General features: G+C 39.8%; 20 protein-coding genes and 3 other annotated features. Of the genes, 12 read left to right on the top strand and 8 right to left on the bottom strand.

Annotated elements, in window-relative coordinates:
* Window positions 1-138 precede the first annotated feature (138 nt).
* From ACFQWC_RS06765 to ACFQWC_RS06745, 5 genes are all read left to right on the top strand, one after another.
* Window positions 139-450, top strand: coding sequence for a flagellar basal body-associated FliL family protein (locus ACFQWC_RS06765; protein WP_299741175.1), 312 nt, complete (start codon window positions 139-141; stop codon window positions 448-450).
* A 45-nt stretch (window positions 451-495) separates the two neighbouring features.
* Window positions 496-1,317 (top strand): undecaprenyl-diphosphate phosphatase, encoded by an 822-nt coding sequence (locus tag ACFQWC_RS06760; RefSeq protein WP_299741176.1) that lies wholly within the window; start codon window positions 496-498, stop codon window positions 1,315-1,317.
* A gap of 70 nt (window positions 1,318-1,387) precedes the next feature.
* Window positions 1,388-1,608 (top strand) — a binding site (T-box leader).
* Window positions 1,609-1,641: 33 nt separating this feature from the next.
* Window positions 1,642-1,865 (top strand) — a binding site (T-box leader).
* A gap of 50 nt (window positions 1,866-1,915) precedes the next feature.
* Entirely contained in the window at window positions 1,916-3,139 is a 1,224-nt protein-coding gene (gene thrS / locus ACFQWC_RS06755; protein WP_299741177.1) for a threonine--tRNA ligase, read from the top strand.
* A gap of 194 nt (window positions 3,140-3,333) precedes the next feature.
* Window positions 3,334-4,062, top strand: a complete 729-nt coding sequence (pyrH, locus tag ACFQWC_RS06750; RefSeq protein WP_299741179.1) for a UMP kinase — start codon at window positions 3,334-3,336, stop codon at window positions 4,060-4,062.
* A 63-nt stretch (window positions 4,063-4,125) separates the two neighbouring features.
* Window positions 4,126-4,545 (top strand): GNAT family N-acetyltransferase, encoded by a 420-nt coding sequence (locus ACFQWC_RS06745; protein WP_299741181.1) that lies wholly within the window; start codon window positions 4,126-4,128, stop codon window positions 4,543-4,545.
* Window positions 4,546-4,590: 45 nt separating this feature from the next.
* Here ACFQWC_RS06745 and ACFQWC_RS06740 read toward each other — a convergent pair whose 3' ends face one another.
* The 3 genes from ACFQWC_RS06740 to ACFQWC_RS06730 all read right to left on the bottom strand — a co-directional run bounded on the left by ACFQWC_RS06740 (window position 4,591) and on the right by ACFQWC_RS06730 (window position 7,290).
* Window positions 4,591-4,884, bottom strand: coding sequence for a 4a-hydroxytetrahydrobiopterin dehydratase (locus ACFQWC_RS06740; RefSeq protein WP_299741183.1), 294 nt, complete (start codon window positions 4,882-4,884; stop codon window positions 4,591-4,593).
* Window positions 4,881-6,608: an aromatic amino acid hydroxylase gene (locus ACFQWC_RS06735; protein ID WP_377106645.1), complete on the bottom strand. Its 1,728-nt coding sequence runs from the start codon at window positions 6,606-6,608 to the stop codon at window positions 4,881-4,883. The genes ACFQWC_RS06740 and ACFQWC_RS06735 overlap by 4 nt, the downstream gene beginning before the upstream one ends.
* 93 nt (window positions 6,609-6,701) lie before the next feature.
* Window positions 6,702-6,911: a binding site (T-box leader), on the bottom strand.
* A 154-nt stretch (window positions 6,912-7,065) separates the two neighbouring features.
* Window positions 7,066-7,290: a hypothetical protein gene (locus tag ACFQWC_RS06730; RefSeq protein ID WP_299741187.1), complete on the bottom strand. Its 225-nt coding sequence runs from the start codon at window positions 7,288-7,290 to the stop codon at window positions 7,066-7,068.
* Window positions 7,291-7,786: 496 nt separating this feature from the next.
* Between ACFQWC_RS06730 and ACFQWC_RS06725 the strand changes: the two genes are divergently transcribed.
* A complete protein-coding gene (locus ACFQWC_RS06725; RefSeq protein WP_377106643.1) occupies window positions 7,787-7,981 on the top strand; it encodes a hypothetical protein in 195 nt (64 codons plus the stop codon).
* A gap of 17 nt (window positions 7,982-7,998) precedes the next feature.
* Here the strand turns inward: ACFQWC_RS06725 and ACFQWC_RS06720 are convergent, their stop codons facing one another.
* Window positions 7,999-8,475 carry a DUF2062 domain-containing protein gene (locus ACFQWC_RS06720; protein WP_341357905.1) on the bottom strand — a complete coding sequence of 159 codons (477 nt, stop codon included), beginning with the start codon at window positions 8,473-8,475 and terminating at the stop codon, window positions 7,999-8,001.
* Window positions 8,476-8,661: 186 nt separating this feature from the next.
* On the opposite strand from ACFQWC_RS06720, the gene pssA reads away from it, so the two are divergent.
* Window positions 8,662-9,336 (top strand): CDP-diacylglycerol--serine O-phosphatidyltransferase, encoded by a 675-nt coding sequence (gene pssA / locus ACFQWC_RS06715; protein ID WP_299741191.1) that lies wholly within the window; start codon window positions 8,662-8,664, stop codon window positions 9,334-9,336.
* A 122-nt stretch (window positions 9,337-9,458) separates the two neighbouring features.
* On the opposite strand, the gene ACFQWC_RS06710 is transcribed toward pssA, so the two are convergent.
* From ACFQWC_RS06710 to ACFQWC_RS06700, 3 genes are all read right to left on the bottom strand, one after another.
* Window positions 9,459-10,643, bottom strand: a complete 1,185-nt coding sequence (locus ACFQWC_RS06710) for a chromate transporter (RefSeq protein ID WP_377106640.1) — start codon at window positions 10,641-10,643, stop codon at window positions 9,459-9,461.
* Window positions 10,644-10,662: 19 nt separating this feature from the next.
* Window positions 10,663-10,971: a PadR family transcriptional regulator gene (locus ACFQWC_RS06705; protein WP_299741193.1), complete on the bottom strand. Its 309-nt coding sequence runs from the start codon at window positions 10,969-10,971 to the stop codon at window positions 10,663-10,665.
* 173 nt (window positions 10,972-11,144) lie between these two features.
* Window positions 11,145-12,920 (bottom strand): dihydroorotate dehydrogenase, encoded by a 1,776-nt coding sequence (locus ACFQWC_RS06700; protein ID WP_377106638.1) that lies wholly within the window; start codon window positions 12,918-12,920, stop codon window positions 11,145-11,147.
* 320 nt (window positions 12,921-13,240) lie between these two features.
* Here ACFQWC_RS06700 and ACFQWC_RS06695 point away from each other — a divergent pair, with 320 nt between their 5' ends.
* Both ACFQWC_RS06695 and ACFQWC_RS06690 read left to right on the top strand, forming a co-directional pair.
* Window positions 13,241-14,722 (top strand): esterase/lipase family protein, encoded by a 1,482-nt coding sequence (locus ACFQWC_RS06695; protein WP_377106636.1) that lies wholly within the window; start codon window positions 13,241-13,243, stop codon window positions 14,720-14,722.
* A gap of 253 nt (window positions 14,723-14,975) precedes the next feature.
* Complete coding sequence (locus ACFQWC_RS06690) at window positions 14,976-16,025, top strand: M14 family metallopeptidase (protein WP_299741196.1); 1,050 nt, start codon at window positions 14,976-14,978, stop codon at window positions 16,023-16,025.
* Between the two features lie 45 nt (window positions 16,026-16,070).
* Here the strand turns inward: ACFQWC_RS06690 and ACFQWC_RS06685 are convergent, their stop codons facing one another.
* Complete coding sequence (locus tag ACFQWC_RS06685; RefSeq protein WP_299741197.1) at window positions 16,071-16,487, bottom strand: universal stress protein; 417 nt, start codon at window positions 16,485-16,487, stop codon at window positions 16,071-16,073.
* Between the two features lie 269 nt (window positions 16,488-16,756).
* On the opposite strand from ACFQWC_RS06685, the gene ACFQWC_RS06680 reads away from it, so the two are divergent.
* From ACFQWC_RS06680 to ACFQWC_RS06670, 3 genes are all read left to right on the top strand, one after another.
* Window positions 16,757-18,238: a SulP family inorganic anion transporter gene (locus tag ACFQWC_RS06680; protein WP_299741198.1), complete on the top strand. Its 1,482-nt coding sequence runs from the start codon at window positions 16,757-16,759 to the stop codon at window positions 18,236-18,238.
* A gap of 197 nt (window positions 18,239-18,435) precedes the next feature.
* Window positions 18,436-18,780 (top strand): ArsR/SmtB family transcription factor, encoded by a 345-nt coding sequence (locus tag ACFQWC_RS06675; RefSeq protein ID WP_341357907.1) that lies wholly within the window; start codon window positions 18,436-18,438, stop codon window positions 18,778-18,780.
* Between the two features lie 14 nt (window positions 18,781-18,794).
* A complete protein-coding gene (locus ACFQWC_RS06670; RefSeq protein ID WP_377106633.1) occupies window positions 18,795-20,093 on the top strand; it encodes an arsenic transporter in 1,299 nt (432 codons plus the stop codon).
* Window positions 20,094-20,112: the final 19 nt, after the last annotated feature.

Below are 20,112 nucleotides of genomic sequence, written 5' to 3'. Positions count from 1 at the left end.
TTTTAGACTCCTTTCGTGAACATTTTGGCTGATGATTCATTGGAAGTGCTCTGATCAATAGCGTACATTTCCTTATTGTCGTCCCCTGTCGGTTATAGTATGATAAGCTAGATTATCACGGGAGGGGAGGGGAAAAGTGTGAAGAAAATCATGTTGCTTGTGCTATTTTGCTGTTGTGGAATTTTTCAGCAGATAGACGCCATACAGGCTCATAGTGGAGAAGAAGTCATTCAGGATCAAGCGCAGATGGCCTTTCTTGACGATGATTCTTTCTCATTAACTCCTCCTCTAGTGACGAAGAAAATAGAAGATAAAAGTAGAATTCCTTTTAAAAGAATTCTACCTCTAACTTCTCCCATTCATTCCAATGACAGACTCTATTCCCATTACCGTGGGGATTCAACCGGCTTTGAGGTCATCGTGAAATATCACTCCAACTATCTTTCGTGACTGTCCTATAAACAGAATGAATAAAAGATAGAGGAGAATTGATAAATGGACGTCATCATGTTAATAAAAGCATTCATCTTAGGTTTGGTTGAGGGGTTAACGGAGTTTGCCCCTGTATCTTCTACTGGTCATATGATTGTAGTAGACGATTTATGGATCAAATCAAAAGAGATATTGGGTAAATATCCGGCAAATACGTTTAAAGTTGTGATTCAATTAGGATCAATTTTAGCAGTTGTCATTGTATTTAGAGAAAGATTTAAAGATTTGCTCGGATTTAAACACCGTACCGCAAATAAATCATCCAATTTAAAATTAACCCATATTCTGGCTGGATTAATTCCTGCAGTGATCCTGGGCTTGTTATTTGAGGATTATATCGATGAGCATCTTTTTTCGCTTAATACAGTTCTGGCTGGTTTAACAATCGGTGCTTTCCTCATGATTGCAGCGGATTTGTTTCGTCCCAAGATTGTCACAGTGGAGAATGTCGATCAGATAACCCATAAAAAAGCGCTGATGATTGGGCTTATTCAATGCTTATCATTATGGCCAGGTTTTTCTCGGTCGGGTTCGACCATTTCTGGAGGGGTTTTACTTGGGTTAAGCTACCGGGCAGCATCAGATTTCACATTTATTATGGCGGTTCCGATCATGTTGGGAGCAAGTTCGCTTTCTCTTATGAAGAACTGGATGTATTTTACCCCTGAGTTTTTACCGTTTCTATTGGTTGGGTTCTTAAGTGCATTTCTTTTTGCTTATCTGTCGATACACTTTTTTCTGAAGGTGATTAATAAAATCAAACTAATTCCTTTTGCGATCTATCGGCTTGTTCTAGTCGCGATTATTTTTCTTTTTTTTATTTAAACACTCTTGACAGTTAGAAAATACTACCATATAATTTCAATAACAAATTTAACAAAATTGAATATACTATACGAAAGCGAAGATGAGGACATGATTCATTCCGTTTTTTCTTGATCAGAGAGCAGGGTCACCGGCTGAGAGCCCTGAAGAGAAAGGAATGCCTTACCACCTCGGAGCTATTATGGTGAAATGTCAGTATCCATAATCGGGAAAACCGTTATCTTACTTAAGCGAAGAGTAATATTTACACTTCTGAATTAGGGTGGAACCACGACCGCACTCGTCCCTTGGTTAGGGATGGGTGCGGTTTTTTTATTAATTGAATAAAAAGTGATGAAGAGGACACGAATCATTTGCTGTTTTTCTTACCAGAGAACAGGGTCACATGGCTGAGAGCCCTGAAGAAAAGGAAATGATTTACCACCTTGGAGCTATTATGGTGAAATGTCAGTATCCATAATCGGGAAAACCGTTATCAACTTTGAGCGGAGGGCTTCTGTTTAGCACTTCGGAATTAGGGTGGTACCACGACCGCATTCGTCCCTTGACAGGGATGAATGCGGTTTTTTATATGAAAAAATGATTAGGAGGAGACAAAATGTCAATTCAATCTGAAGTGGAAAAGCGAAATCACAGGAAATTAGGTCAGGAGCTGGAGCTGTTTGTATCGATGGAGGAAGCACCAGGGATGCCCTTTTATTTACCGAAAGGGATGCTACTACGTAATGAGTTAGAAGACTTTTGGAAGAGGGAACATCGGAAAGCAGCATACCAGGAGATTAGGACTCCCATTATGATGAAGCAGGAGCTATGGGAAAAGTCGGGGCACTGGGATCATTACCATGAGAATATGTATTTCTCAGAGGTAGATGATCAGAAATATGCAATCAAGCCAATGAGTTGCCCAGGGGCAGTCTTGATCTATAAAAGCAAGAGAAGAAGTTATCGTGAATTACCCCTTCGTTACGCTGAACTGGGATTAGTTCATCGACATGAGCTATCGGGTTCATTAAGCGGATTATTGAGAGTCCGTTCCTTCACTCAGGATGATGCTCATCTATTTGTTAGGGAAGATCAAATTCGGTCGGAGCTTCATAAAGTATTGGATCTTATCGATCTTTTCTATAGTAAATTCGGGTTTGACTATAAGGTCGAGCTTTCGACTCGGCCGGAAGATTTTATGGGCTCCGTCGAATTATGGGATCAAGCCGAAGGAGATCTGGAAGCTGTATTGAAAGAGAGAGGAGTCAATTATCAGATCAATAAAGGAGACGGTGCTTTCTACGGGCCTAAAATAGACTTTCATATACTGGACGTTCTTGGGCGAAGCTGGCAATGTGGTACGGTCCAACTTGATTTCCAAATGCCTGAAAAATTCGAGTGTGAATATATTGGCGAAGACAATGGAGCAGTCAGACCGATTATGATTCACCGAGCCATTTACGGTTCAATCGAACGCTTTATGGCAATCATCATTGAACATTTCGGAGGAGATTTTCCCCTTTGGTTAGCTCCCCACCAGGTCAAAATCCTTCCGATCTCCGACGCACATCTCCAATATGCTCAAAGTGTGAAGTCTCAATTAGAAAGAGAAGGGTTTAGGGTAGAAATCGATGATCGTGTAGAAAAAGTCGGTATGAAAATCAGAGAAGCAGAGATGCAAAAAGTTCCATATATGATGATAATAGGGGATAAGGAGGTCGAAAGTGATACTATTTCGTTACGTAAGAGAAAGGAAGGAAACGTAGGTGTGTTGGAGTTAAATGAGGTTATGGTGAAATTACAAGAAGAGGTAAATGGCTTGGGTAGTAAGGCCAACTAATTCAAAAATCCACTTGAACATTTCCTGTATTTTCTATACAATGAGAGAAGGAAAATTCTGAATAGTGCGAGAGGGGGAGAAGGAATGTTAATCAATCATCAATCATATTTCAGCATTTCTTCTCCTATAAAAAGAACTAAAAGGGTATTCATTCCCTTTTTAGTTCTTTTTTTATGTCCAGGGGAGGAATAGTGATGAGATACAAGCGTGTGTTAATTAAATTAAGTGGTGGAGCGTTGGCGGATAAGGAAGGAAATAATTTTGGCACTGAAGAGCTTGATCACATTGCAGGCGAAATCATGTCGATCGTCAATATGGGGATTGAAGTTTCCATAGTTGTGGGCGGGGGCAATATATTTCGAGGAAGTCTGGCAGATACTTGGGGGATTGAGCGGGTAGAAGCTGATAGCATTGGTACTCTTGGAACGATCATCAACAGTTTAATGCTTAGAGGTGTGCTGAAAAGTAAGACCGACAAAGAAGTTCGAGTGATGACCTCTATCCCAGTATCAACGGTTGCCGAACCTTATATTCGCCTTCGTGCCGTTCACCATCTTGACAAAGGATACATTGTCATATTCGGTGGAGGAAACGGTCAACCTTTCGTAACGACGGATTACCCCAGCGTTCAGCGAGCAATCGAAACGAATAGTGAGGCCATCCTGGTAGCAAAGCAGGGAGTAGATGGTGTTTTCACAAGTGACCCAAAACGGGATAAAAAGGCGAAGATGTACCATAATTTAAATTATGATGACGTTGTAACGAATAATATTAAAGTCATGGATCAATCAGCTCTGCTTTTAGCAAGGGACTATAAACTCCCTGTACACATTTTTAATTTCGACCAGGCAGGAATCATGGAGAAAATATGCTCAGGTCAGAAGCGGGGAACACTTATTAATCATGAAGAGACAAGACTTTGAGAAGATGAAGATAACTATGATTTTATGAAAATGATCGGATTGGGATAGGTAAGGTGAAAAATAATGGAGATCAATATTTATCACAAATTTGATTCGAATAAGCTGGATGAGATATGTGAAGTGTACCAGTCAGCAGGATGGTTGAAGCACTCAAATGAAGTAATTACCAAGGTTTTTCAAAGAAGTGATATAGTATCTTTCGCTATAAGTGATGGTAGGATCATTGGAGTTGGAAGAGCCCTTACGGATGGCGTATTCAATGCCGCAATATATGATGTGGTCGTTCATCTAGAGTATCAAAAAATCGGAATCGGAAGTCTCATAATGAGTGACCTATTAGAGCAGTTAAAAGATGTTTCTTGCGTTCAATTAATCTCAACAACCGGTAATGAAGAGTTTTATAGAAAACATGGAATGAAGAAACTGAAAACGGGTATGGCTAGATATTTGAATTCAAGTTTGACGGGTGAGTATTTGGATTAGGGGGCATTGAAGAAAAGAGACAGCCACGTGTGACTGTCTCTTTGTTTACACCATTTCCTTATAGAGCTTTTCAAACTGAGTGGCCACATCGAAGTCCAAATCTGTCAGACCATTTTCACTCCAGGAAGTCAACTCTACAATAACCAATTTGTATTGAATCGTTATAAAAGGATGGTGATTCACTTGCTCGGCTGCCTCTGCCAGTTTGTTGACGAACCGTATTCCTTCAAGGTAATCTTTGAACCGATAGCGCCGTTCAATCCATTTCTCTTCTTTAATGCGCCATTTCTCAAGAGTTTCAAGTTTATGAGAAATGGCAGCTTCACTTAACTTCTTCATACCATAACTCCTTTCCTTCCATACATGACATCTAGGCCATTTTGAATGAGACGTGCAAACCGATCCTGCTTACTTAAAGCATATAAGTCTTTCAGAAGCTCTTCCTTTAACTGAGACCCCGGCTCGTGAATCTGCAGTAGTTCGATAACTTCAAGTCTAAGCAGCCACTCTTCAGGGAAATCCTCTTTCAGCCTTCCTACTATACTATGAATAAGATCTCTGGAAAAGGCTACCTCTCTCAGTTCTCTGACCTCTCTGAAGAGACTGTCCAATGGTGTAAAATCATGACATCTGCCATCCTCTTCTTTGATAAGAGGGTCTTCTCCGAAGAAAGCATCATAATCTGCCGCATGTGGCCGTGCTGAAACAATTTCACTGCCTACTGCCAAATCGTATGTTCCCCATGAAGGATGGAATAAAACGTGTTCACCCAAAGTCACCATACATTCATCAATTGATATGAGAACAAGATGATGATGGTGAAAGACGAGATTCGTCACATGTCCAGAGACTTCAATTCCACCATCAAATGTGATTTGCATTATTTTATTCATCTCAATGCCAAGCTTCCTTAAATCCGCTTCGGTCTGATTCTCAAGAATGGTACCATCCTGAAGGATACCAATAGGTGCACCGAAGCCATCAGCATGATGATCTGTCCCGTGATGATCCAGTTGCTCGTTTTGGATGGAAAGTGAAGTAGGTCCTGCGGTTTTGACGTAGATAGCTTCACCATGCTCATTTTTTATGACTTCTTTGAAGATACCGGTGACTTGTAATCCTGAATTGTATTCGAAATGAGCAAGTTGATTAGAATGAATCGCTTTCTCTATAGCTTCTGTTCCACCTTTACGGAAAGCCATGGTCTCTCCGAATTTCTCGACTTCTTCAATGAGTTGTTCGAAACTTTCACAAACAAATAATTGAGTTTGCATGGAGGTAACATCATAGCTAGTATGGATGGCATCTTCGATGGTGAATGGCCTTTTGATCACTTCACTTGATAAACAGTGCTTGCTTTCTCCAACCGATGAAAGCAGTCCTGCACCGAAGATCTTCGGTTGATGAAAATTACCAATTAAACCGAATTCCACTGTCCACCAAAAGATTCGTGAAATTTGTTCTGCTTCAGATAGACCGGAAACGGCCTCTTGCTTTTTAATTAACATCTGCTTTGCTTCTTCAATTTCTTTCTCAGTGGAGCTTGGATCCTCCATTACAATGGATAAATGCCTGGTTGCTTCAAATGCTTCGTGTTCTTCTTCAGAGGCAAAAGCGTTTGCTCCTATATTGCCGATTATCTTTACAAATCGGGAATAGGTTTCATCAAACAGAATGGGAGCGTGTCCGGCTGCTTCATGCAATATATCAGGAGCAGGGGTGTATTCGATATTCGATTTTTGACGAATATCTGTAGCTATCGGAAGAATACCGTGAGCTTGGAAATCAAAGAACGCTGTGCCAGGGATCAAACCGTCTACAATTGCAGCCCCCCAGCCAATTTTCCCTAAGTGCCTGTTCATATCACTTACCTTAGGAATTTCGTCTATGTTAATACCGGAGGCTTTTAATCCTTCAGTGAAAGCTTCATGTGCGGTATCTTCAAGAAAGTGATGATTCTGTCTCATCACATAACGCCACACGGCGTGATCGATAGGAGTGTATGAATGATAATGCTGTTCAGCTACAAATTGGCGTAAATGACTTGGAATGGTTTGGTTCATATTAAATTCTCCTTATTTCAAGATGTTATTTAGCGCTTAAACGCTTTTATGCGCGAAAGTAGAAACATACAAAAAATCCCTGCTGAATAAATCAGCAGGGACGAAAAAGATCGCGGTACCACCCTTGTTGTAAGCAAATTGCCTACCACTCGAATTGATAACGGACAATAACCGTCTTGTTCCACTACAGAACAAGAAGCTCAAGAAACGTAATTCATGATTTTCCTATGTACTAGTTCCCAGCACCACTAGCTCTCTATAACAGGGAGGAGATCACTACTTCAAATCCATCACAGCTCTTCACAAATATGTATGATCAAGATGCTTTATATCTTAAATGCTTTTAAGCGTTAAAGTCAAGCGGCATTTTTAAGGAGTATAAATAATATAACTCAAGTGGCCTTGAATCAATAATGCCAGATAGATAAAAACGCCAGGAAATACTGGCGTTTTTAATTTATAGAATTTGCGTTTTTTCCTTCGGGTCCTGAAGTTTCATTTGTTCTAATTCGAGTCTCATTTTCTGCGTTTCAATCACAAAATTTTCGTGTTTCAGTTTTTCCAGTTCGAGTTGGTCTTCTATCATTTTTTGTTTTAGCTTGGATTGTTTTTGGAAATGATCCGTTATGATTCCGAGGATGGGTATTGAAAAGATCATGATAACAGCAATGGTTCCAGTCATGACAATCCTCCTTTTTCTCCTAATCGTTTTCGTTACTTAATAGTTAAATTATAACAAAACACGAGGTGGATTAGTATATAGTGTGGTAATGTTAAGATAGAATCTTTATACAAGAATATACGAATATAAACCTGAAAGAGTTTCATCATTTTATATAAAAGAAGGATTAGAGTGAGACATTTTCCTGATTTGGAAACAAGCCGTTTATCTTTAAATGAACTTCACTTAAAAGATGCACCTTTTATCTTGGATTTGTATTCTAATGAAACGTATGTAAGTATCCCTATGACGAGGAGTTGTTTTATAGAGCAACCAAGAACTATATAGAGTGGAATACATATGATGATGAAAACAAAAACCATAATCGCTGGGGGATCATAAGAAAAGTGGATGGAGGTTATAGTGGGAACCGTGGGATTTCATTTATGGGATCACTATAATCATATTGCTGAAATCGGGTACGATTTGGCTGAGGAATTTCTGGGGGGCAGGGTATATGAGTAAAGCCGTGGGAAAATGTTTAAAACATGGCTTTCTTTACGACTTAATCGAATTCACGCTTATGGAGCACCGAAAAATCATTCCTCCATCGGTTTACTTGAGAAGCTCAGATTTGAAAAATAGGGAATATTCAGGGACAAGCATTATTTCATGGGAGAGTACTACGATCTTTACTGTTACTGGTTGTTAAAGAGAGAATTGAAATAATTATAAATCCCATTTCTTCTGAACGAATGTAAGCATAGACTCACGGTATCTTCTAACGATGGAATTCATGACCAAATAGGTAAAGGTACCAAATAAAGGAATATTAATGAACATCCCAATAAAGAACGCCTTCCCAATTTGCAGACCATAGCCTACTGCTTCACTTGCGGAGTCAACAGTTTCAACAGAAGGAACGACTACATTAATAGGGTAGAATAGATGGCCTACAAGAAAATTCAGATAGAAAAATAAAGGGAACGCCCAAATCAAGGAGACTCCACCTACTAATCCAGCGAATGGATTTCCTTTAAAAATCTTTGCACACGCCGTTGATATGACTGGACCTATACCAAAGGAAGGAACAAAATTCACTAATAAACCGACCGTGAATCCTAATGCAATACTGTGAGCATTATCTTTTAGACGTAAAAGTTTTAAAGTAAGGCATTTGAATTCTCTAAGCTTTTTTCTAATCATGAAATCATCACCAGTAATCGTTTACTTTGTTACTCATTTTATAGTATGGCTTAATTAGCAAGATTGTAAATGGAAAAAAGTACTTTTATAAAAAGTTTTAATCAATTTTTTAAGACAATCCTTTATGATTTTGAGGAACATGATATGCTAGTAGTAACAGAATTTTTGGCAGAGCGAGGATAAAAGATGAAACTAACGAAAAAAATACCCAATATGGTCACGTTGGGAAATCTGTATTGCGGTTTCTTATCAATTGGGTTTGCCGCAAGCGGACAATTTAAAAACGCAGCAATACTAATTATCATTGGCATGATGCTAGATAGTATGGACGGCAGATTGGCGAGAATGCTGCAAGCTGATAGTGTACTAGGAAAGGAATTAGATTCATTAGCTGATATTGTCACGTTTGGAGTCGCACCTTCCTTTCTTGTGTATTATACATATTTCTTTCAATTTGGATTATTAGGGTTTATCGTAGCAGGGTTATTTCCATTATTCGGTGCTTATCGACTGGCGAGATTTAATACCAGTCCGCCGAAATCTTCTCTTCATTATTTCGTAGGTGTCCCGATTACGGCAGCAGGTGGAATCCTTGCGATTCTCACCCTTTTTGGAAACTTTATTCCAAATATCGTGACAACGGTCATTTTCACAGCAATGTGTTTTCTCATGGTGAGCCGTATACGAATCCCCAGTCTCAAGGAAGTGCCTTTACCTAAATACGGAACAATCGTGACGCTCTTCATTGGAGCATTACTATTCGTCATTTACAAAGGGACTTATGAGGAGTTTCCCTATTTGATTTACATCGCCACACCACTGTATATCGCATATCTGACGTATCGATTTATTAAGAGATAAAAAAATGATCCAGGCATTCATTGCCTGGATCATTTTTTATTTACCACTGTGCAAAACCGTTTCCTTAAAACCATAATATCAAAATGCTAGGACCAGGTCCCTTACAAAGTCAACTTAATGAATTATATAAAACCCATAACGAGTCCACCCACTGCTCCTGTCACCACGACGATCCAAGGTGGAAGTTTCCAAAAGACCAGCATGCTAAACAAAACCGCAGCAAAGGCAAAGTCTTGGGGAGCAAGAATGGAGGAAGTCCATATCGGATGGTAGAAGGCTGCAATCAGGATTCCAACAACAGCAGCGTTCACTCCCATAAGAGCTCCTTTTATCTTAGGATTCCTACGGAGAGAATCCCAGAATGGGAGAGTCCCTAAAATGAGTAGGAAAGCCGGTAGAAAAATAGCGAAAGTAGCAAGTATTCCGCCTTTCCATCCATTAATTACAGCACCAATATAAGCTGCAAAGGTGAAGAGAGGACCTGGAACCGCCTGGGCTGCACCATACCCTGCCAAAAACGCTTCTTCCGTTAACCATCCGGTAGGAACAAACTCCCGTTCAAGCAGAGGCAAGACAACATGACCTCCACCAAAAACCAATGACCCGGAACGATAGAAGCTATCGAATAAAGCGATCCATTCAAGGGAGGTCAATTCCCTTAAGAACGGAAGAAGAAATAGTAATCCGAAGAATATAACTAAACAAATCACTGCGAATCTACGAGTAATCGGGAAGTCAATTCCGGCTTCTTCGTCGGGTTTATGTTGTTTAAAGAGTAAAAATCCAATGAAAGCTGAAAGAAGAATGACCCCGATTTGTGAAAACGCTGTTTGCCATAATAAAATAACCACTAAAGTAAACAATGCAATCGCTTTTCGTTTTAAATCAGGCGTCAACTTTTTTGCCATTCCTAAAATAGCATGAGCAACGACTGCAACTGCGACAATCTTTAACCCGTGTATCCACCCGGCATCTGCCACATCCAATTCTCGAAGAATGATGGCGAATAGAATCAATGCAATGACAGAAGGGAGTGTAAAGCCTAAAAATGAAACAATTCCTCCAAGCACTCCTGCCCGCATGATACCAATGCCCATTCCAACTTGAGAGCTAGCAGGACCCGGGAGAAATTGGCAAAGAGCGACCAGATCTGCGTAACTTTTTTCATCCATCCATTTTCGTCTGCGAACATATTCTTCATGAAAGTATCCTAAGTGGGCAACCGGCCCACCAAATGAAGTAAGGCCCAGTCTTGTTGAAATAATCAGTATTTCAATCAGGGTCTTTAAACTTCTAGATGTTTTCATTATCATTTCACCTTCTTTGTTAGTCTTTAATTTCTTTAAATAGCTCATAAGCTTTATCTCGTGCTTCACTGAGTACTTTATTGCCTCTATCTGTAGTGGAATAATACTTCCTGATCTTTCCCTCCACGTTTTTCTCTTCTTTTGTTAGTAGTCCGTCAGTCTCCATTGAGTGAAGAATAGGGTACAGTGTACCGGAGCTTATGCTATATCCATGTTCTCTTAATTCTTCTAACATCCACGTCCCATAAATAGGCTCTTCTTTGGCATGATGGAGTATATGGATCTGGATAAACCCTAGAAAGAGTTTCCGTAATACTTTGTCTTCCAAGTAAACACCTCCTACTATTCAAATCGAAATTCAATATCGAAAGTCGATATCAAAATTCTACACAAAGACTGTAACATAAAAAGCGTGCTGATTCAAAGGTTTGACGGCAAATTTACAAACTCTTAACAAAAGGTATTTACGAATATAAAAAGCCATATCCGCAATGGATACAGCTAACGTTCACCAATATCTCTATCATGATAAAAAAATGAATAGGTCTTGACTAAGCCAATCAAAAATAAGCCAATGGCAAAGTAGGCGGGCAGAAGATGGGTAAACGAGGTGTACCCGATAGCAAAATGAATATATATGCCCGAAATAAAGGCAGGAAGCCCCCCTATCAGAAGGGTCTGCCAAACCCACTTATTTCCTTGCTGAAAGCCCCAAAGTGAGAGAGTTAAGACTAGTAATCCCACACTTAGTAAAGCACTGCCGAATCCCGCTCGATCATGTGCAATAACGGGAATGAGGTTCTGATTGAACTCATGAAGAATCTCCGGTGGCATACAGAGGTAAAGAAGATCCGTGGGAACAAAAACAGAAGTAACCCCAAAGTAAGAAATGACAAGACCACCAAGAACAAAAGAAAATCCAAGTACGACAAATGCAAGCTGACCATACAGGGATTGCATCCATATATTATGATTTCTTCGATTTCGGGATGAGGGAGTTCCATTTATCCCCCTTGTATGAATCCAGCCATATACGTAAAAAGGTAGCAAAACGAACCAAAATAAAAGGTGAAGCCAGTCAAAATAGCCATACCCTATAAATAAGAAAATTCCCAGAAATCCTGTAATGGCAGCAATGTCTATTGATCGTTTGGCCCATAGGAGACCTCTTTTAACACCATGGAAGGAGAGCTGCATATACACTATCCCTCCAGAAATCATTGTACCTGCTAACGTCATCCGATCATGAGCCATAAATTTTACAATCCGGTCGTTGAATCCAGCAATCGATTCCCTCTTCATCCCCAAATAATGTTCATCATAGGGCAGAATCACTGACGTTAAACTAAATAGGAAGGCTAAGAGTCCACCTATAAAAATAAATAAACCAAAATACCAGTAAGATTTCCATCCCTTTTGAGGGGGGATCTGATCGTTCAAATCATCCAGCAATGCTTCGTTAATGCGTTTGGTCAAGCCCGGACCTGAAAAGACATATCCATCTGAAAGAAGAAGGAGGCTTGCCCCTGCATCCAGTAGAGATAGCGCCTGACCTGGTTCATGAACTCCACCTGAAGTGATGATTGAGAGAGTTGGGATTGCCTTTTTATACGTACGAATAGTTGAGAGGAGAGTCTTGAATTCATCTTCTTCCACAACGATTCCTGAAATATCTTCAACGCTCAATTTATAGAGTAGATCTAAAGTTGGATTTGAGATGAAAATCGGTTTGTTACTTTGTATTGTAGGGTGAATTTCATCACCTTCGACAATATAACCATCTGCCAATACATCTAATTGTTCCATCATAATGGTTATTTCTTGAGGTGTCCCCGACAAGCGTAAGATGAATGGCTGTCTTTTTCTAATCTTCCTTAATTTCTCTATAGTCTTCTTTAATCCAATGGATTCGGGGGGATGCGAAAACTGAATACGCTGCTCATTATGATTCGTAATGGGATGGTACGATTCTGTTGGCTGTATCGTTACCGGACCAACCTCAATAAAGCCAAATCCCAAATGGGTAAATGCAGATGTACCGGTTAGTAACGGGTCAATTTTACCGGATAGACCAACAGGATTGGCAAACTCTATCCCATTAAATTGTATTTTAAGTTGAGGGGGGCACTCTTCTCGTCCCAAAAAATTGATAATGTGAGGACCAAGGGGGAGAGAAGCGATTGTACTCATTCCTCTATGTATAAACTCTCTCGACATATGAGCAGGGAGTTTGGATAAAACGGGTTTGAATATTCTGTGATAGGACCAATCAGGCATAACACATTCCTCGCAATTTATTGTAATACCATCATTTTAACAGGGATTTTCATAGAGTGGGGGGGATTTAGAGAAGAAGTTGGTTACGTGGACATACGAATTACTATTATGATTCAAATATTGGTGAAAGCTATTGGAAGGAAATAGCGTGATATAGAAATGACTAAGATTCAGGATCTTAATCATGATTGTTTATGTGAAAAAACAGACTCGTGAACATATTTTAGTTCTTTCTTCCCGAATTCTGTTACATCAGTTATATCTTCTAGATTCCGTCGATATACTTTACAGGTTTATTTCAATGGAAAAGGAGAGAGTGTATGATTAAAAAGATTTGTATGAGCGTTTTTGCACTATTTTTATTGCTGCCGTCCTGGAGCCAGGCAGGTTCATTCGGGGGTGATGATCCTTCTGGAGTTCCCGGACAGTGGTATGTAGGTACAACTCCCTCGTATGTGGCCCCTTCCAAGCATCCAATCCTCTTTGTTCACGGATTAAATAGCTCTTCTAACACATGGTGGAATGGAAATAATATGTATGACACAGCCTTTCAAAATGGTTATGAAACCGCTTTTATCGATCTGTATCCAACAAAGAATATGTGGGATAACGGTGCCCTCCTGGCCCAGAAAATACGCAACATATACGATTATTACGGTGAAAAGGTAGTAGTTGTGGCCCACAGTAAAGGGGGCATCGATACGCAATCAGCACTTGTACACTATGGCGCCTATCCGTATGTCTCAAGGGTGATCACCCTTTCCACGCCACATTATGGTTCTCAACTGGCAGATCTTGCTTATAGCAGTTGGGCAGGATGGTTGACAGGTATTCTGGGAAGTAAGAATGACGCCACCTATTCACTGCAAACAGGATATATGAGTTATTTTCGCTCTGAAACGGATCATCATCCTAATGTAAATAGAAATCCGATCTATACGTTTGGCGGGACAAAATGGGGAAGCTTCGGAAGCTCTCTTTATTGGGGTGGATTGTATCTTAGTGCTTATGGAAGCAACGATGGTGCCGTTACAGTAAATAGTTCGAGACTTCCCTATGGCACAGAATTGAGAGTTGGGGGCTGGGATCACTTCACTATCAAAGAAGGTTCCTCTACCTTTAATTTGTTCAAAGATTATTTGAATGAAGCGACCAAAACGTCAGGCTTTAACGCTCAAAGTGTTGTGGAGAGAAAAGGTGCAGAAAGCGCTGCCTCTTATATTAGGGGAGGCGAATATAGTGGAAAGAAACTAGAAAAGGTCTTAGTTGAACAGGGGGCTAAGTCCGTAACATTTGATTGGATAAGCAATAGCTCTTCATCACAATTAATCCTTAAAGATCCTGGTCAAAAAGCAAATTCAATCTTCAAGGTAAAAAAGGATGAAAGTGAATACTTTAACGGTGCGTATCATCATACTGTTACTGTTAAAGATCCGGCACCAGGGGAATGGACGGTTGACGCATCGTCGTCTTCAGCAGAAAAATATCTCTTACATGTGTCTTTTGAAAGCGTGATGAATGATGCTTTGAGTATCCATTTAGCACAGGATGAAATCAGCTTGAAAGCCAAGGAAAGTAAGCTAAACCTTAGACCAGTCATGACTATTGAATATTATAAGGATGGTAAGTTGAAGAAGAGTAAGGTGAAAACAAAGAACGACTCATTAAAACTTCCGAAACTTGGAGAAGGAGTTTATAATGTGACCATTGATGTAAAAGGAAGCGGTGACAAAAATACGTTCCAAAGAACCTTCATTAAAACCATTTACGTTGATGCTTCAGGGGCCGTTTATGGACAGTAGGATAGGTTGAAATACTTTAGGTGAGAAGCTGATGTTCCATTAGCTTCTTTTTTAATGGAAAAGCAGGACTGAACATATAGTCTCCCTCCATTAGTTTGACAAAAGTCAACAATTTCAGAAAAGTAATAGGAACTTTTATCCACACGCAGTTCCGTATTTCAGTTCTAATGTTTCATTTTTGCAAATGGAAAAGGGTTTCAATCCATTAATCTCTAAATAAATTAGGGAGTCGAAATAAAAGGAGGAATACATAATGAAAAAGAAATTAATGGTTGGTGCACTTTCGGGTGTGTTAGTAGCATCAGGAATCGCTTTCTCTGCACCGGGCGCATCTGCACTTGCAAATGGTCCAGGATATAATGGGAACGAGACGATCAAAAACGAGCGACTTCATAATTATGAAGAAATGGTGAGCATGCTTCAACAATTAGATCAGAGATCAAATGCTCTATCATTAGAAGTGTATGGTCAATCCGTCAAAGGACGAGATCTTTATCTTGCGAAATTTGGAACCAATGATAACAACCCTACAATCCTTTACTTAACTCAGCAGCATGGGAACGAAACATTGACGACTGAAGGTGCCCTTCAGTTCATCAAGCATCTTACTTCGAACTCAAAAGAAGTAAAAGAAATGCTTGAGAACGTAAATATATTGGTTGCTCCGCGATTAAATGTGGATGGAGCAGAAGGGGACGTTAATTTCTCCTTGGAGGATTATGTATCGGGAACTCACACCCGCTACAATGCGAACGAAGTCGATTTAAATCGTGATCATGTGGACCGGAAACAACCGGAAACACAAGCTCTTCATAAAAACGTTCTTCAAAAATACAAGCCTGATTATATGATCGATCTTCATCATCAAGGAGCCGAAACAACGCTTGGAGATACAGATGAACTCGTATCAGGATCTATCCTTTATCCTACAAATGATGAAGTGGATCCTGAAGTAGTGGAGAAATCAAAACAGCTTGGTACAGTCCTTTATAACACGGTGGAAAGCCGTGGATTCGGTACGTTATCAAAATACATCGGTGGCACAGCACCGACGATTAGCCGCAACGGACTGGCGGTAGAATATGGGATTGCAACCCTTCTTTTTGAAATGAGGGGAATGGCTGATCATTACCGCGATGATTATGTTCTGGGTCAAAAGAGTAATGGTTACCTTATCAAGCAAGCTGTTATTAGTTTAGAAGCTACGGCAAAAGCCATTGCTGACGGGTCAATTGAAAATGCGGATACTTCTTTCTGGGATACGCTTCCTGAAAGCTCATATAATCGTAGTGAAAGTGAATAAAAATATAAGTAAATAGAAAAAGACTTCCTATTAGGAAGTCTTTTTCTATTTCACGATCATCACTGGACATTTAGCCCTTTTAGCGACTTTATGGCTTACACTTCCCAAGACCATTTCTTGAAATACATTTAATCCACGGCTTCCAATCACTACTGCATCGAAGTTGTTTTTGTTCGCATGCTCAACAATGGCTGGACCTGGTTCTCCGTGTAAAAAGATAATCTCATAGTCGATGCCTTCACGTTTGGCTTTTTGTTCTATCAATTGCAGTTTCTGCTTCCGTTTGTCTGTTGCATCAAGTCCCCAATGGTTAAGAACATCTTCCTTTGATTGCTTCCCGTCTACTACATAAACAATAGCTATTTTAGAGCCTTCATGGCATCTTGCGAGAGCGATCGCTTTTTCTCCTGCTCTTAAAGAGTGTTCAGACCCGTCTGTTGCGAGAAGAATGTGTTTGAACATTGCATTTCCTCCATCCGATGAAAGCGTTTCGTATTAAGTTCTATATTTTTATTCAATTTCCTTTATAGATATCTAAGATATATTTTACACGTATTTGAACTGGATCAGATTATGGATGAAATCCAGAGTAATAGGAAGATAAAACTGTATGATTGCGCTTTCATTATCATTTCACAAATCAAATGATCCATTATATAATGTCCTTTGTGTTAAACGGCCCCGACTTTCATGAGAGTTGAAAGTCATAGATAATTAGGAAGAGGTGCATTATGAGTTTAAGTAAAAAAATTAAATATGAATGGTTTGGAAATGTTAGAGGAGATGTACTGTCCGGTATCGTCGTTGCGATGGCATTGATCCCGGAAGCGATTGCCTTCTCAATTATTGCAGGAGTAGACCCGATGATAGGATTGTACGCTTCCTTCTGTATCGCAGTAGTCATTGCATTTGTGGGTGGACGTCCAGGAATGATTTCAGCTGCAACGGGTGCTACAGCCTTGCTTATGACGACTCTGGTAGCTGATCATGGTCTCCAGTATTTACTTGCTGCTACGATCCTGACGGGTGTGATTCAAATTGTCATGGGTGTCCTGAAGCTAGGGCGTTTAATGAAATTTGTACCACGCTCCGTTATGATAGGATTCGTCAACGCTTTGGCAATCCTTATTTTCTCGGCACAATTACCTCATTTTGTTGGTGAATCATGGATCATGTATGCAATGGTTGCAGCAGCACTTGGAGTCATTTACATCCTTCCACGTTTCACAAAAGCTGTGCCTTCAGCATTGGTGGCCATTATCGCGGTTACGATTTTTGCTGTTGTAACAGGAAGTGGGGTTCGTACCGTGGGAGACATGGGTGAACTAACTCAAACATTGCCCATATTCTTGATTCCTGACATCCCATTTACATTTGAAACTCTGCAAATCATCTTTCCTTATTCTTTATCGATCGCGATTGTTGGATTGGTCGAGTCACTCTTAACTGCGTCTATTGTAGATGACATGACTGATACAACGAGTAATAAAAATAAGGAGGCAAGAGGGCAAGGTATTGCCAACATTGTGTCAGGTTTCTTTGGTGGTATGGCAGGCTGTGCGATGATCGGACAATCCGTCATCAATGTAAAATCAGGCGGGCGAGGGAGATTGTCTGCTTTTGTTGCGGGAGTTTTCTTAATGATCCTTATTATCGTCCTGAATGATTTCTTAGTTCAAATTCCAATGGCTGCCCTTGTTGGGGTAATGTTTATGGTGTCATTTGGGACATTTGACTGGTCTTCTTTAAAGAATATTCATAAAACACCAATAACCGATACGGTTGTAATGTTAGCGACCGTAATAACTGTCCTATTGACACATGATTTATCAAAAGGAGTTCTAGTCGGAATTATCTTGAGTGCCATCTTCTTTGCATCAAAAATTTCAAAAGTGAAGATTACGAGCATGATATCCGATGATAAGCATAAAAAAGTCTATCGTGTTTCAGGACAATTGTTCTTTGCTTCTGTAACAGAATTTGTTGAAAGCTTCAACTTCAATGAAGATGTAAAAGAAGTAACTCTAGATTTAACTCATGCACACTTATGGGATGACTCAGCGGTAGGGGCAATTGATAAAATCGTCATTAAATATCATCAAAATGGTGTAAGGGCAAATGTAACAGGTTTAAATGCTGAAAGTAATAGGCTAATAGAAAAACTGGCTGTGCATAACAAGCCGGGTGGACTAGGTAAAGTGGTTAATCATTAGTGGGATATTTAGAAAAACTCTTGGTCATTTTGATTAAGAGTTTTTCTACTTTACTAAACTTTCACTTGAAATAAGCATATAAGCATTTTATTATATAAGAAACAACTTATATATGAACCTTTTAAATGGTTCTTATTGTCCTTAATATAAGTAAATAATAATATGCTAATAATATTGGCACTTGAGGAGGTGTTTACATGCTTACATCAATGCTAGAAATAGAAAGGGCGGCAACAATGTTAAAGCTTCTAGGGGATAAAACCCGTCTTACTATGGTGAAACTATTAGAGTCCAATGACTGCTGCGTGTGTGAATTTGTCGAGATATTCAAAATGAGTCAGCCTGCCATCTCACAGCATGTTCGTAAATTGAAAGATGCAGGACTTGTGAAGGAATTAAGAAGGGGTCAATGGGTCTTTTACTCTCTTAACAAAGAAAGTGAAGCGTATCCGTTTGTTCAAAGCTTGTTAGAACACTTGCCTAATCAGGATGATCGATTAACAACTTTAGAAAAGCAAGGATTACGCATTTCTTGTCATTAGGAGGAGGGTTTCCCATGTTTTCAGTATTTTTAGCTACCATGATTTTTATCGCCACATTGATACTTGTGATTTGGCAGCCAAAAGGATTGTCCATTGGCTGGTCTGCCTGTGGAGGAGCGGTTCTAGCCTTAATTGTAGGGGTTGTCGACTTCCAGGATGTTATGGCTGTGACAGGAATAGTATGGAATGCTACTTTAGCATTCATTGCTATTATCATTATCTCTTTAATTTTAGATGAAATTGGATTCTTTGAATGGTCTGCTTTACATATGGCGAGGGCAGCAAAAGGGAATGGCGTCAAAATGTTTGTGTACGTTTCCCTATTAGGAGCGGTTGTCGCAGCATTTTTTGCGAATGATGGAGCTGCGTTGATATTGACTCCGATTGTTTTGGCAATGGTGAGAAACTTGAATTTTGAAGAAAAAATGGTGTTTCCATTTATCATGGCAAGTGGATTCATTGCCGACACGACTTCATTGCCGCTTGTCGTCAGCAACCTTGTGAACATCGTGTCGGCCGATTTCTTTGATATCGGGTTTGTGGAATATGCATCAAGAATGATCATTCCAAACTTCTTCTCATTGTTTGCAAGCATCCTGGTGCTGTATCTGTTCTTTAGAAAAAGCATTCCAAAAAATTATGATTCCAGCCAGCTAAAAAAACCGGTTGAAGCGATTAAAGATCAGCGTATGTTTAAGCTATCCTGGATTGTGCTTGGTATCTTGCTTGTTGGTTACTTTATCAGTGAATCACTGCACATTCCAGTATCGATCATCGCAGGTATTGTGTCGTTTTTCTTCTTACTAATGGCTAGGAGAAGCTCAGCCGTCAACACGAAAGATGTCATTAAAGGTGCTCCATGGGCGATTGTATTCTTCTCGATTGGAATGTACGTGGTAGTGTATGGTTTGCGCAATGTAGGACTGACGAATGTGTTAACGGACGTTATCCAAGTTGCAGCTGATCAAGGGCTTTTCGTCGCTACGATTTCCATGGGCTTCATTGCAGCGATACTGTCATCGGTCATGAACAATATGCCGACCGTTATGATCGATGCGATTGCGATTATGGATACAGACACTAGAGGAGTTATTCGTGAGTCCCTTATTTATTCCAATGTCATCGGTTCTGATCTTGGTCCGAAAATTACCCCGATCGGTTCACTGGCAACCCTCTTATGGTTACACGTTTTATCATTAAAAGGCGTAAAAATCTCATGGGGGCAATATTTTAAAACAGGAATTATTTTAACCGTACCAACATTACTCATTACCCTTATTGGTTTATATATCTGGTTAATGATCATATCTTAAAACTTACAACAAAAGGAGC

The organism is Rossellomorea sp. GCM10028870, assembly GCF_042666755.1.
Taxonomy (GTDB): Bacteria; Bacillota; Bacilli; order Bacillales; family Bacillaceae_B; genus Rossellomorea.
Note: the sequence above shows the minus strand (reverse complement) of the source record. Positions and strands in the feature narration are given on the sequence as shown.